Below are 13324 nucleotides of genomic sequence, written 5' to 3' on the forward strand. Positions count from 1 at the left end.
GGCAGTTGAAGTAACCAAGGCCATCAGGTCAGGCAAAGCTGTCCGATCTACAGAGGTCTCTGGAACCATGGCGACCCAGCAACAGAGCCACCAACGGGAGTACGGCATCGGCGCGCGCGGCATCGAGCCCGGCCCCGAATCCGGGCACGCCGGCGTCACCGGGTCCGGTCCGCACGCCGGGTCCGCGCCGCACCAGCTCCCCGAGCGTGCGCCGCACGCCCGCTTCGTAGGCGGCGAACGTCCTGCGCAGCAGGGGCAGTACGTCGGTGAACGCGTCCGGCGCCACACTCGTCAGCCAGCCGTCGACCAGGCCGAGCAGCCGCTCGTCGTGCACCAGGAGCATGCCGCCCCCGCCGACGAACCCCTCGATCCAGGCGGCCGCGTCGGCGGGCGGCGTACCCGGCGAGAGCGCGAGCCCCATGTGGCGGGCGGCGTCCTCACCGGCTATCCGCCCGTCGTCGAGCAGCAGCCGCACCGCGCGGCCCCGAATGAGCCCGGGAACGGTGTCCCGCGAGGCGAGCCGGCCGAGCACTCCGCACCAGCGCTCACGGAGGCGGTCCGGATCCGGCAGGAGACCCATAGCGGCATGGACGGCATCCAGATGAGTGCGCATCTCGGCGGCACCGTCCCCGTCCAGACCGGCGCAGGCGGGCGGCAGCCCGACGCAGATGCGCTCGGCGAGGCCGGCCGCGACCTCGGCGAGCCCGGCGGTCGTGGTGCCGCGCACGTCGCCGTAGCGCAGCGTGCGGGCGAGGGCGGGCAGGGCCTGGGCGAGATGGGCGACGTCGGTGTCGAGCGCGGCCCGGTCGGCAAGGGCGCGCATCACCACAGGCAGCGCGTCCGGCAGCTCGGCAAGCAGACAGAGCTCGGCAAGCGAGGTGATGGCGCCCAAAGCGGTCGCCCCCGCCGCATCCGACTCGGCCTTGGCCGTGGCGGCACCCGAGACGGTGGTGCCCCACACCCCTGCCTCGGCGACCCGCACCGACAGCTCGGGCTCCCAGCGCAGCCGCCAGCTCTCCCGGAAGGTGCCGGTGGAGCGGGACTGGGCCGGCTCGCCCCAGCCGATGCCGAGCAGCCGCAGCCGGTGCAGCAGCCGGCTGCGCCCGGCATCGGTCTCCTTGCGCAGGTCGAGCTCCAACTCCCGCTCCAGCGCCTCCGGTTTGAGCCGCAGGCCGCGCTGGGTGCGCACGAGATCGCGCTGGAGTGGCACGGCGGGCGCGGCGTCGGGCACCTCGCCGAGCGCCTCCCCCACGACGAGCCGCTCCCGGATCAGGCCGAGCGGCACGTCGGAGCCCTCGCACATCACGGCCCTTACGGCGTCGGTCGTCTCGGCGAGGCCGGGCAGCGGGCGGCCGCGCATCGCGGCGAGCGTCCCGGCGAGCCGGACGGCCTCGATGACATGGGCGGAGGAGACCTGGCGGTCCTCGGCGCGGAGCAGCCCGGCGACCTTGGTCATCCAGCGCTCGACGGGCCGGTCGGGGGCGCTGAACAGGTGCCCGTACCAGCCGGGCGAGTCGATGCCCGCGCCGTACCCGCTGCGCCGGGCGAGCCGACGGTGCGTCCAGGGCACCCAGGTCAGCTCGGTCTTGACCTTGGGCAGCCCCTTGAGGAGGGCGCGGTCGGCGGCCGCGGTGAACTTCCCGGCCAGCGCCGGCACGTGCCAGGCCCCGCAGACAACAGCAACCTGATCCCCGAACTCCCTTACAGCAGAACGCATTTGGGTCCGCATATAAGCCTCGCGAACCAGATCCACCGCATGACCACCATCGCCGTAGGCCTCGCGCAGCACGGCCATGGCCTCGCCAAGGGCAGCGAAGGGCGCCCGGGGATCGGCCGCGGCGTCGCGGTGCTCGACGACGTCCTCCCACCAGCGCTCGGGATCGTCGTACCCGGCGGCCTCGGCAAGCGAGCCGAGGGGATCGACCCGAGGCCCGCCCTCCTCCTCGGCCGACTCCACGGCTAGCGAATGAGAAGCAGGCAGATCAATGAACCGAACCTGCGCCCCGTGCTCCAGACCCCACCGAAGGGCGACCCACTCCGGCGAGAACTCGGCCATGGGCCAGAAGGCGGACCGCGCCGGGTCGTCGACGACATGGGCGAGCAGCGCGACGGGCGGCCGCATGGCCTCATCGGCAGCAAGGCCGAGCAGAGCATCCCCTTCGGGCGGCCCCTCGACGAGCACGGCCCGCGGCCGGGCGGCCTCCAACGCGGCCCGCACGGCACGCGCAGACCCGGGCCCGTGATGACGCACGCCAAGCAGCAGGGGCCCGGTCATGCAGACACCTCGCGGCAGGCGCGGTAGAAGTCCTTCCAGCCGTCCCGTTCGCGGACCACGGTCTCCAGGTACTCCTGCCAGATGACGCGGTCGGCAGCGGGATCGCGTACGACAGAACCAAGAACGCCGGCAGCCACGTCACTCGCCCTGAGCACGCCGTCGCCGAAGTGGGCGGCGAGCGCGAGGCCGCCGGTGACCACGGAGATCGCCTCGGCCGTGGAAAGCGTCCCCGAAGGGGATTTGAGCTTGGTGCGCCCGTCAGCAGTCACACCCTCCCGCAGCTCACGAAAGACGGTGACAACCCGATGGATCTCCGCCATGCCGTCGGGCACGGAGGGCAGGTCGAGCGAGCGGCCGAGCTGGTCGACACGGCGCGAGACGATGTCGACCTCGTCCTCCGCGGTGGCGGGCAGCGGCAGCACCACCGTGTTGAAACGCCGCCGCAACGCGCTGGACAGCTCATTCACACCGCGATCGCGGTCATTGGCGGTGGCGATCAGATTGAAACCCCGCACGGCCTGGGTCTCGGCGCCCAACTCCGGGATGGGCAGTGTCTTTTCGGACAGGATCGTGATCAGCGTGTCCTGTACGTCCGCGGGAATGCGGGTCAGTTCCTCGACCCGGGCGGTCATGCCCTGCGCCATGGCCCGCATGACGGGGCTGGGCACGAGAGCGTCGCGGCTCGGCCCGTGGGCGAGCAGCTGCGCGTAGTTCCACCCGTACCGAATGGCTTCCTCCGGAGTGCCCGCAGTGCCCTGCACCAACAAGGTGGAGTCACCGCTGACAGCGGCAGCGAGGTGCTCGGACACCCAGGTCTTGGCGGTGCCGGGGACGCCGAGCAGGAGCAGCGCGCGGTCGGTGGCGAGGGTGGTGACGGCGACTTCGACGATGCGGCGCGGGCCGACGTACTTCGGCGTGATCACGGTGCCGTCCGAAAGGACCCCGCCGAGGAGATAGGTGGCGACCGCCCAGGGCGAGAGCCGCCAACGGACCGGGCGGGGCCGGTCGTCGACGGCGGCCAGCGCCGCGAGTTCACCCGCGAAGGCGTGCTCGGCGTGCGGCCGCAGGGCCTCTTCCGCAACGCACTCCGCACGGGATTGACGATTCTCGGACTCGGTTTCGGACACGGTCATGGCTCCCCCTCCAGATCGTTCGAGACGTTCGATCGGCTTGTGGTCACAACCGTGCACCACGCCACTGACAATGGCCGCCCAGCACTGAATCGCCGCAGGTCAGTGCCGATTGTCAGTGGTCGCCCGTACCTTCGGGGACATGACTCAGCAGGGGGCGCGCTGGACGTCGGAGCAGGTGCTCGCACTGGCACCTGACGAGGCGTCACGCAAGGCGGGAAGCAGGCTCGGCACGGCCGGGCCGTGGTCGGAGAGCGGGTGCGACGGCGCGGGGGCGGTGTGGGGCCTGTGCAAGGGCAGCGGAAGCAAGCCGTACCGGACGGTGATCGACACAAGTGGCCCGGGATACAAGTGCAGTTGCCCGAGCCGGAAGTTCCCGTGCAAACACGCGATAGGCCTGCTGCTCCTCTGGTCGACCGACGAACAGCCGATGCCGGCCGGAGCGGCGCCGGACTGGGCGGAGCAGTGGCTGAAGGGAAGGCGGTCGAAGGGGTCGGACCAGAGTCCAACAGATCCAAACGTCACGCCGGTTGACGAACGGGCGACCAGACGGAGAGCCGAGAAGCGAGCGGACCGGATCACCACCGGAGCCACGGAACTGGAGCAACGTCTGGCGGATCTGCTGAGTGGTGGCCTTGCGGCAGCGGAGCGTCCCGGGTACGGCCTGTGGGAGGAGACGGCCGCCCGCATGGTCGACGCCCAGGCCCCCGGACTGGCCGCACGGGTCAGGGAGTTGGGCGCGATACCGAGTTCGGGCCCCGGCTGGCCGACGCGACTGCTCGAAGAGTGCGCACTGCTGCACCTCCTGGACCGCGCCTGGCTCGGCCGGGAAGGACTGCCGGACGCTCTGGCCGCGACGGTCCGTTCACGCGTGGGCGCGCCCACGGCCCCCCAAGGCCCGGCGATCCGGGACAACTGGCAGGTCCTCGCCCAGTACGACACGGGGGACGCGAAGCTCACGACGCGCCGGATCTGGCTGTACGGAAAGGAGTCGGGCCGCTCGGCACTGGTCCTGGACTTCGGTGCGGCCGGCCGGGCCCCGGGGATCGCACTGCCGGTCGGCCAGACGATGGACGCCGACCTGACGCCGTACCCGGGCCAGCTGAGGGCAGCCCTGGGAGAGCGGTACACCGCACCGTCCGGGCCCGACGACCCGCCTCCGGGCGTCACGGTGACAGAAGCAGTGGAGCGCTACGGCCGAGCCCTCCTGAACGACCCCTGGCTGGACGCGTACCCGGTAACCCTGGCAGGAGCGATACCAACCCCACCCCAGAACAACGAAACAAGCTGGGAACTAACCGACGCCAAGGAGGAGTTGGCCCTCCCGATATCTCAGTGCGCGGCAGCGCGCCCGGCCCTGTGGAAGCTGATGGCGCTGTCCGAAGGCGCCCCGACAACGATCTTCGGCGAATGCGGCCACAGGGGCTTCACCCCGCTGGCTGCGTGGCAGGCGGGCACAAGGGAACTCGTGGCACTGACCTGACGTATTGGGGTGTCTGAACGGCGACCGAGGCATCACGGGCGGGCGCGTGTCCGACCGGGGGGACGTGGTGGGGTGCCCCCGCAAGGAGGAGCGCCGGTTCTGGGGGGATGTTCGGTGGGCGGAACTGCGCGACGTATGAGGAGGTACCCCGCCGCACTCACGCCCCCCACCCCCGGCAGTGCGCTCCATACCGGCGATGCCGCAGCCCCGGCCCACGACATATGCCCGCACGGCCGACCGAAGGGCGGCGCCACCCCCACAGGCCGCCCCCCCTGCCGACCCCAGGGCGGCGCAGCCCCATCGAGCCGCCCGACGAGGCGAAACCAAGCGAAACGAAGCCATGGAAAGGGGACTGGATGTCCGGCTCTACTAGCTCCTGGGAGGAGCTGGTGACCTCGGCGCTCCTTGGCACCGACCGGCGCCCGGCAGTCGGCAGGCCCGAGGAACTTCTCGATGCCGCCGCGACGCAGACCGTGCGACGCAGGGCGGGGCTGGTTCCGGCGCGCGCGGGAGTACGTCCGCAGGCCGCGCCACGCGACGAGCGGCCCGAACTGCCGGAGGCGGCCCGGCGGCGGCTTGCGATGCTGCTCGCCGACCGTTCGGCGCCCGCGCATGCCGGGGGCAGGCGCGGGAGTGCCCCCGATCTGGGCGAGCTGCTCCCGCAGTGGCTGGCCATCGCCAACGAGCGGGGCCTGCGCGCACCGTCCGAGCTGCTGCCCACGCTCCTCGACGCGGCCCGGGCCCGCACCGACCTGCGCCCCCAAACCCTGACGTTCGCGGGCCCGCGCGGGCTGTGGCTGGCCCGGCTCAACCCGGAGTGGCGCTTCGCACTGCGCGGCGCGTCGGGCAGCGCGGCGCTGCCCGACCCCGGGGACTCCGAATCCGTACAACTCCTGTGGGAAGAAGGCCTGTTCGCGGAGCGGGTGGCGCTGCTCGCGGCGGTACGAGCCTACGACCCGGAGGCCGGGCGGGCGCTGCTCGCCGCGACCTGGGCGACGGAGCGGGCAGAGGACCGGCTGATGTTCCTGGACTCGCTGCGCGACGGGCTCGCGGCCGCGGACGAGCCGTTCCTGGAACGGGCGCTGGCCGACCGGAGCCGCAATGTGCGGGCGACGGCGGCGGAGCTGCTCTCGGCGTTGCCGGGTTCGGCGCTCGCGCGAAGGATGGCGCAGCGGGCGACGTCCTGTGTGTCTCTGGACCGGACGGGCGATGGGCCGCTGGTCTCGGTGGAGGCGCCGCACGAGTGCGATGCGGCGATGCAGCGGGACGGGGTCGCGCCGAGGCCTCCGGCGGGGCGGGGTGAACGGTCGTGGTGGCTGGGCCAGTTGGTGGAGTCGGCACCGCTGGACACGTGGCCGGTGAGGCTGGGCGGACGCACGGCCCGCGACATCGTGGCGCTGCCCGTGGCCGACGACTGGGGCGACGAACTGCATGCCGCGTGGTGCAGGGCGGCGGTGCGGCAGCGGGATGCGGAGTGGTCCCGGGCTCTGCTCGGTGAGCCGTCGGCTCCGCCCGGCGAGGGCGCGGGTACGGCGTCCTTGGCGGAGCGGGCCAAGCTCCTGTCGATCCTGGCGGAGGACGAACGGGCGGCCTGGGTGGCCCGGTTCATATCCGCGCATGGCCTGTCGGAGGCGTTCCAGCTGCTCGGGGTCTGTGTGGTGCCGTGGGCGGGGGCGTTGGGGCGGGCAGTGGTGGACGCGCTGGAGATCGCCCGGGACGCGGGGAGCTATCCGTGGAGCTTCAGCGGGGTGATGGGCCTGGCGGAGCGCTGCCTCGATCCTTCGGAGTCGCCCCGTCTGGAGGCCCTGACGGCCACACCACCGGAGGGGGAGGGGGCGTCGCCGGGGGCCGGGGGGTACTGGGCGGAGGCGTTTCAGCGGCTGGTGGCGACGTTGCGCTTGCGCGCGGCGATGCGGGATGAACTGTGCGGCTAGCCGGCCCGGGGGCTCAGCCCCCACTCCCCCCCTCGCCGGAGGAGCTGAACGGGGCGGACGCGGAGCCCTTTGTGTAGTTCCCCGCGCCCCGGAAAACCCCGCTCGACCTGCGGTCCGTGCGTGGTTGCTCGCGCAGTTCCCCGCGCCCCTGGCGGGTTGACGCCGGCCCGCACCGGGCATTTCAGCCTGTCATGGGGGTCCCCCTGGCCCTCGAGGCGCGAACGGGGTCCGGGGCGGGGCCCCAGGGGCCCAGGGCAACCCCTATGCCCCCGCCGGCTGCCGCACGTTCGCGTTGACCCAGGTGACGATCGACGCCGTGGTCGCGCCCGGAGTGAAGATCTCGGCCACCCCGAGTTCCTTCAGCGGCGGGATGTCGGCCTCGGGGATGATGCCGCCGCCGAAGACCTTGATGTCCTCCGCGTCGCGCTCCTTCAGGAGCTCCAGCACCTTCGCGAACAGCGTGTTGTGCGCACCGGAGAGGATCGAGAGGCCGATCGCGTCGGCGTCCTCCTGGATCGCGGTGTCGACGATCTGCTCGGGCGTCTGGTGCAGCCCGGTGTAGATGACCTCCATGCCGGCGTCACGCAGCGCCCGCGCGATGACCTTGGCTCCGCGATCGTGACCGTCGAGACCCGGCTTGGCCACCACCACGCGGATCGGACCAGTTACACCCATCACTGCCTCCACATGTCCCACCTGCGCACCCCCGTGCCGAAGGGCCGGGGAAGTGAACGAACGTTATCCACAGCATCCCGCAACCCGCCGTTTCACGGTGGAGAGGGAGGGGGAAATCACACGTGGGACACGTTCGTTTTGCACCGTACCCGCATCAGTCGGCCCACCGGCACCGGCCGGACGGCGCTCGTGACGGGGTGGGCGCGGGCGCAAGGGGAGCCGCTACGAAGGCGCCGCACCACCGTGCTGTCAGCCGCGCAGCACGGTGGTCCGGCCCCTCGTATTTCGGGGCCGGCTCAGGCAGGGCCTTCACAGGCGGAGCCCCATGAGGGCATACGGGGGACGGAGCGGCCTTCTGTGTGCCATTCGGGAGGTCGCCGCCGTGCAGTTCTTTTCGTTACTGCCGCTGTGTGTGCGCCGGGCGTGGCTGTCGGCGGCACTGATCAGGGCCACCGCGCTGGATCTGGCCGTGCTGGCCGGGCACCTGCTCCTGTATCCCTCGGGCCTGGCCCCCGAGCGGCATCCCGCGCCGGATCCGGCCGCCGCGCCGCAGCTGCCGACAGCCGGCCGCTCGCACCCGCCCGTGGTCCTGCTGCACGGCTTCATCGACAACCGGTCCGTGTTCGTGCTGTTGCGCCGTTCACTGGCCCGGCACGGCTGGCGGCATCTCGAATCGCTCAACTACTCGCCGCTGACCGGCGACATCAGGGTCGCCGCGGAGTTGCTCGGCCGCCATGTGGAGGAGATCTGCGCCCGCACCGGCCACCGCGAGGTGGACGTTGTGGGGCACAGCCTGGGCGGCCTGATAGCCCGCTATTACGTGCAGCGCCTGGGCGGCGACCTCCGGGTCCGTACGCTCGTGACGCTGGGCACCCCGCATTCCGGCACGCGCTCGGCACAGCTCGCGCATGCGCACCCGATCGTGCGGCAGATGTGCCCCGGCTCGGAGCTCGTGGAGGAACTGCGCAGGCCGGCGCCCGGAATCCGGACCCGGTTCGTGAGTTTCTGGAGCGACCTGGACACACTGATGATTCCGGTCGAGACGGCCCGCATCGAGCACCCGGATCTGATCGCGCAGAACGTCAGGGTGACGGGGATCGGTCATCTGGCGATGCCGGTTCACCCGGCCGTCGCGGCGGGGGTGCGGCAGGCGCTGACCGCCGGGGAACCGGAGGCCGCGGCCGAGGACGCGTTCTCGGTGGCCTGAGCGGAACGCCCCCCGAGCCGGAGCGGCACCGCCCGACAAGGCCACCCCACCGTCTGCCCGCACCTCCCGAGAAGGTCACCCCTCACCGGCCGCCGGAACCGCCCGGGAAAGTCGCCCACCGCCGGCCGCCCGCACCGGCCCAAGGGCCCCTCCCCCATGGCCGGATTCAGCCCCCACACATCTCCGAACACCCTCGCCCGTCCCCGCTCCACCCCCGCCCCACCCCCGCAGCAACGTATCCGCACCCCAACGCCCGTCGAACGAACTCCGAACACAGGGCCAAACCTCTGCCCACAGTCCACCGAAAGGCGGCTGATTGCCCGTTTCCCGTAACCAAGAAACCTGCCGAAGATTGTCGGTCTCGCATACCGCCGGGTACAGTCACGCCACTGCTGTCCCCGGGACCCCCGCCCCTTCGGGACCCGGCCGCAGGTTCTGTTGCCGAGGCGAGAGAGAAGTTGGTGACTGACCAGCACGCCCACGCCGGGTACGTCGGACACGACGGTTACCTCAGCGGCAGCAGCGGCCATGACGGCAACGGCGCCCACACCGCGAGCACCGGAAGCTACGGCACCGATCCGCTCTTCGGCGCGATGCAGGGCGGCTACGCCGACCAGAACGGCTACGCGGCAGGCCGGACGGGCCAGTTCGACACCGGCGCCTTCGCCACCCCGTACGACACCACCGGCCAGTGGACGGTTCCGGCCCAGGCCACGGCGTACGAACCGGACGGCGCGACCAGCACGTTCAACGACACCGGAACGTTCAGCACGAGCACGTTCGAGGCCGGGACGTTCAGCACCGGCACGTTCGACACCGGCGCGTTCGACACCGGCGCCTTCCAGACCAGCGCCTTCGGTACCGGCCGGTTCGACACCGGCACGTTCACCACCCCGGTCTTCCCCACCCAGAGCTCCGGCACCGAAACGTTCCATACGGGCGCCTTCGACACGACGGGCCAGTGGGACGCCAACGCGTGGAACCAGGCGCAGGACACCGGTCAGTACGACAACACCGCGTTCACCTCGGCGTACGACACGACGGGCCAGTGGACGGTGCCCGGCACGCAGTCCGAGACCGGCACGTACGACGCGACCGCGTGGAACGCGATGGCGACGGCGACGGCGGCCACGACGACGATGCCCGCCCAGCACGAGCCCCAACTCCCTTACGAGACGGCCGAGTTCCTCCAGACGGAGCTCGCGGACGCGTTCGCGGACGAGTATGCCGAGGCGTTCACGGACGAGCCCGCCCCCGAGCCGGAGCCCACCGAGCTGCCCGGCCCGGCCGTCCCCGGTTCGCGCGCCGAGGCCCGCCGCAATGCCGGCCGTCGGCGGCGCAGCCCCGCCAAGCGTTCGGCTCTGCTGACCGTCGCGGTGCCGTCCGTGTGCGTGATGGGGGTCGCGGGTGTCGCGGTCGCCTCCGTCGGCGGGCTCGGCGGCGGCAAGGACGACGGCGCCACCGTGACGGCCGCGGCCGACCCCGCGTCGGTCAAGCCGGTCGCCGCCAACACCAAGCTGGACACCCAGCTCGCCAATCTCAGCGCCGACGCGAACAGCTTCGCCGACCGGGCCAGCCGGACGCAGGAACGTATCGACCTCAAGGCCCGCCAGGACGCGGAGAAGAAGAAAAAGGAGGACGCGGCCGCCGCGAAGGAGGCCGCGCGCCCCAAGTTCGTCCTGCCGGTGACGCAGAAGGGCCTCAGCGCGTACTACGGGCAGGCCGGCGTCAACTGGATGTCGGTGCACACCGGCATCGACTTCCCGGTCTCGTACGGCACGCCGGTGATGTCGGCGATCGACGGCACGGTCCGCACGCAGTGGAACAGCGCGTACGGAAACATGGCCATAGTGACCGGCGCCGACGGCACCGAGACCTGGTACTGCCACCTGTCCAGCACCAAGATCCGCTCGGGTCCGGTGAAGGCCGGTGACGTCATCGCGTACTCGGGGAACTCGGGCAACTCCACCGGGCCGCACCTCCACTTCGAGGTGCGGCCGGGCGGCGGCTCGTCGATAGACCCCCTGCCGTGGCTGCGCAGCCACGGCCTGGACCCGACGTGACCAAAAGCTCGGTCAGAGCTTTTCCACCGGCGCGTACCGCAGCAACAGCTTCTTCGGGCGTTCGTCGCCGAAGTCGATCGTGGCCTGGGCATCCGAGCCCGAACCCGTCACCGACATCACGGTGCCCAGGCCGAACTGGTCGTGCGTGACGCGGTCGCCGACCGACAGGGCGATCACCGGCTTGTCGTTGCCGCGCCGCGTCGCGAAGCCCGAGGGACCCGCCTTGGAGCGCGACGAGGACAGCGAGTTGCCGATCCCGCCGCCGAGCGACTTGCCCGACACGGGGCCCGCCGGGGCCGCCATCGGACCGGTGCGCTTCCACTCCAGGTGCTGGACCGGGATCTCCTCCAGGAAGCGCGAGGCCGGGTTGTACGCGGGCTGGCCCCAGGCGCTGCGCATCGAGGAGCGGGTCAGATACAGCCGCTCCCGGGCGCGCGTGATGCCGACGTAGGCAAGGCGGCGCTCCTCCTCCAGCTCCTTGACCTGGCCGAGCGCCCGCATGTGCGGGAAGACGCCGTCCTCCATGCCGGTGAGGAACACGACGGGGAATTCGAGGCCCTTGGCGGTGTGGAGCGTCATCAGGGTGATGACTCCGGAGCCGTCTTCCTCCTCGTCGGGGATCTGGTCGGAGTCGGCGACCAGGGCGACCTTCTCCAGGAACTCGGCGAGCGTGCCCGCGCCCGCCCCTTCCTCACCGTCGGCGTCCCTGCGTTCCTGCTCGAACTCCAGGGCCACGGCGGCCAGTTCCTGAAGGTTCTCGATGCGGGTCTCGTCCTGCGGATCGGTGGAGGCCTGCAGCTCGGCGAGGTAGCCGGTCCGTTCGAGGACGGCTTCGAGGACGACGGCGGGTCCGGCGCCGGAGTCCACGATCGTGCGGAGCTCCTCCATCAGCGTGTTGAAGCGCTTGACGGCGTTGGCCGAGCGGGCGGCCATGCCGTACGCCTCGTCGACGCGGCGCAGCGCCTGCGGGAAGGTGATCTTCTCGCGCAGCGACAGGGCGTCGATCATCGCTTCGGCGCGGTCGCCGATGCCGCGCTTGGGCACGTTGAGGATCCGCCGCAGCGGGACGGTGTCCTCGGCGTTCGACAGGACGCGCAGATAGGCCAGGATGTCCCTGACCTCCTTGCGCTCGTAGAAGCGGACGCCGCCGACGACCTTGTAGGGCAGGCCGACCCGGATGAAGATCTCTTCGAAGACACGGGACTGCGCGTTGGTGCGGTAGAAGACCGCGACGTCGCCCGCCTTGGCCTCGCCCTTGTCGGTGAGCCGGTCGATCTCGTCGGCGACGAACTGCGCCTCGTCGTGCTCGGTGTCGGCGACGTACCCGGTGATCTGCGCGCCCGGTCCCGCGTCCGTCCACAGGTTCTTGGGGCGGCGGCTCTCGTTGCGCTCGATCACCGCGTTGGCGGCGGACAGGATCGTCTGCGTGGAGCGGTAGTTCTGTTCCAGGAGGATCGTCGTCGCGCTCGGGTAGTCCTCCTCGAACTGGAGGATGTTGCGGATCGTCGCGCCGCGGAAGGCGTAGATCGACTGGTCCGCGTCACCCACTACGCACAGCTCGGCCGGGGCCTGCGCCTCGCCGGAGGGGCCCACCAGCTCCCGTACCAGCGTGTACTGGGCGTGGTTGGTGTCCTGGTACTCGTCGACCAGGACGTGCCTGAAGCGCAGCCGGTAGTGCTCGGCCACGTCCGGGAAGGCCTGGAGGAGGTGGACCGTCGTCATGATGATGTCGTCGAAGTCCAGCGCGTTGGCCTCGCGCAGCCTCGCCTGGTACATCGCGTAGGCCTGCGCCAGCGTCTTCTCGAAGCCGTCCGCGGCCTGGCCCGCGAAGGTCTCCTCGTCGATCAGCTCGTTCTTCAGGTTGGACACCTTGGCGCTGAACGACTTCGGCGGGAAGCGCTTGGGGTCCAGGTCCAGGTCGCGGCAGACCAGCGCCATCAGGCGCTTGGAGTCGGCGGCGTCGTAGATCGAGAACGATGAGGTGAAGCCGAGCCTCTTCGACTCGCGGCGCAGGATCCGCACGCAGGCGCTGTGGAACGTCATGACCCACATCGCGTTGGCGCGCGGGCCGACCAGCTGCTCGACGCGCTCCTTCATCTCGCCCGCGGCCTTGTTGGTGAAGGTGATCGCGAGGATCTGGCCGGGGTGCACCCCCCGGGTCGCCAGGAGGTGGGCGATGCGGTGCGTGAGCACCCGCGTCTTGCCGGAGCCGGCGCCGGCCACGATGAGCAGCGGCGAGCCCGCGTGCACCACGGCGGCGCGCTGCTGTTCGTTCAGCCCCTCCAGGAGGGCCGCCGCGTCGATCGCCGGGCGCGGGGCGCCGCCGCGGTAGTACGCGTCACGGTCCGCGGGCGCGTCGAACCGGCCGCCGAACAGGTCGTCCGGCACCGCTTCCGGTGCGTGCGACTCCTCGGGCGGCGGCGGGTGCTCCTCCTCGGAGGGCTGGAGGTCCGCCAGGAAGCTGTCGTCAAAGAGGCTGCTCATCGTCTCCCGAGTCTAGGCCGCCCCTCTGACACTCCGCGGCCGCCTTCGGAGAGACGGTTCGTGACTACGCACC

At 71.4% G+C, this 13324-nt stretch carries 8 protein-coding genes; 4 read left to right on the top strand and 4 right to left on the bottom strand.

The window, feature by feature from the left end; translation table 11 throughout:
• Nucleotides 1-28: 28 nt before the first annotated feature.
• Both IE206_RS16935 and IE206_RS16940 read right to left on the bottom strand, forming a co-directional pair.
• A complete protein-coding gene (locus IE206_RS16935) occupies nt 29-2275 on the bottom strand; it encodes a DUF5682 family protein (RefSeq protein ID WP_189962999.1) in 2247 nt (748 codons plus the stop codon).
• On the bottom strand, nt 2272-3408 hold the full coding sequence (locus tag IE206_RS16940; protein WP_189963000.1) for an ATP-binding protein: 1137 nt from the start codon (nt 3406-3408) through the stop codon (nt 2272-2274). The genes IE206_RS16935 and IE206_RS16940 overlap by 4 nt, the downstream gene beginning before the upstream one ends.
• A gap of 139 nt (nt 3409-3547) precedes the next feature.
• Between IE206_RS16940 and IE206_RS16945 the strand changes: the two genes are divergently transcribed.
• Together IE206_RS16945 and IE206_RS16950 are read left to right on the top strand one after the other, a co-directional pair.
• Nucleotides 3548-4888: an SWIM zinc finger family protein gene (locus IE206_RS16945; RefSeq protein ID WP_189963001.1), complete on the top strand. Its 1341-nt coding sequence runs from the start codon at nt 3548-3550 to the stop codon at nt 4886-4888.
• A gap of 356 nt (nt 4889-5244) precedes the next feature.
• Nucleotides 5245-6822 carry a DUF5691 domain-containing protein gene (locus IE206_RS16950; protein WP_189963002.1) on the top strand — a complete coding sequence of 526 codons (1578 nt, stop codon included), beginning with the start codon at nt 5245-5247 and terminating at the stop codon, nt 6820-6822.
• Nucleotides 6823-7083: 261 nt separating this feature from the next.
• Here IE206_RS16950 and icmB read toward each other — a convergent pair whose 3' ends face one another.
• A complete protein-coding gene (icmB, locus tag IE206_RS16955) occupies nt 7084-7497 on the bottom strand; it encodes a coenzyme B12-dependent isobutyryl CoA mutase small subunit (protein ID WP_189762011.1) in 414 nt (137 codons plus the stop codon).
• 382 nt (nt 7498-7879) lie between these two features.
• Between icmB and IE206_RS16960 the strand changes: the two genes are divergently transcribed.
• Nucleotides 7880-8704 carry an alpha/beta hydrolase gene (locus IE206_RS16960; protein WP_226600090.1) on the top strand — a complete coding sequence of 275 codons (825 nt, stop codon included), beginning with the start codon at nt 7880-7882 and terminating at the stop codon, nt 8702-8704.
• Between the two features lie 461 nt (nt 8705-9165).
• Nucleotides 9166-10767, top strand: a complete 1602-nt coding sequence (locus IE206_RS16965) for a M23 family metallopeptidase (RefSeq protein ID WP_189963004.1) — start codon at nt 9166-9168, stop codon at nt 10765-10767.
• A gap of 12 nt (nt 10768-10779) precedes the next feature.
• Here IE206_RS16965 and pcrA read toward each other — a convergent pair whose 3' ends face one another.
• Entirely contained in the window at nt 10780-13251 is a 2472-nt protein-coding gene (gene pcrA / locus IE206_RS16970) for a DNA helicase PcrA (RefSeq protein ID WP_189963005.1), read from the bottom strand.
• Nucleotides 13252-13324: the final 73 nt, after the last annotated feature.

It is taken from the genome of Streptomyces violascens (assembly GCF_014649955.1).
GTDB lineage: Bacteria > Actinomycetota > Actinomycetes > Streptomycetales > Streptomycetaceae > Streptomyces > Streptomyces violascens.

Bases quoted from the DNA above. Each gene is read 5' to 3' on its own strand.
- pcrA (WP_189963005.1), bottom strand. From the start codon at position 13,251: ATGAGCAGCCTCTTTGACGACAGCTTCCTGGCGGACCTCCAGCCCTCC.
- IE206_RS16945 (WP_189963001.1), top strand. From the start codon at position 3,548: ATGACTCAGCAGGGGGCGCGCTGGACGTCGGAGCAGGTGCTCGCACTG.
- IE206_RS16935 (WP_189962999.1), bottom strand. From the start codon at position 2,275: ATGACCGGGCCCCTGCTGCTTGGCGTGCGTCATCACGGGCCCGGGTCT.
- IE206_RS16940 (WP_189963000.1), bottom strand. From the start codon at position 3,408: ATGACCGTGTCCGAAACCGAGTCCGAGAATCGTCAATCCCGTGCGGAG.
- icmB (WP_189762011.1), bottom strand. From the start codon at position 7,497: ATGGGTGTAACTGGTCCGATCCGCGTGGTGGTGGCCAAGCCGGGTCTC.
- IE206_RS16950 (WP_189963002.1), top strand. From the start codon at position 5,245: ATGTCCGGCTCTACTAGCTCCTGGGAGGAGCTGGTGACCTCGGCGCTC.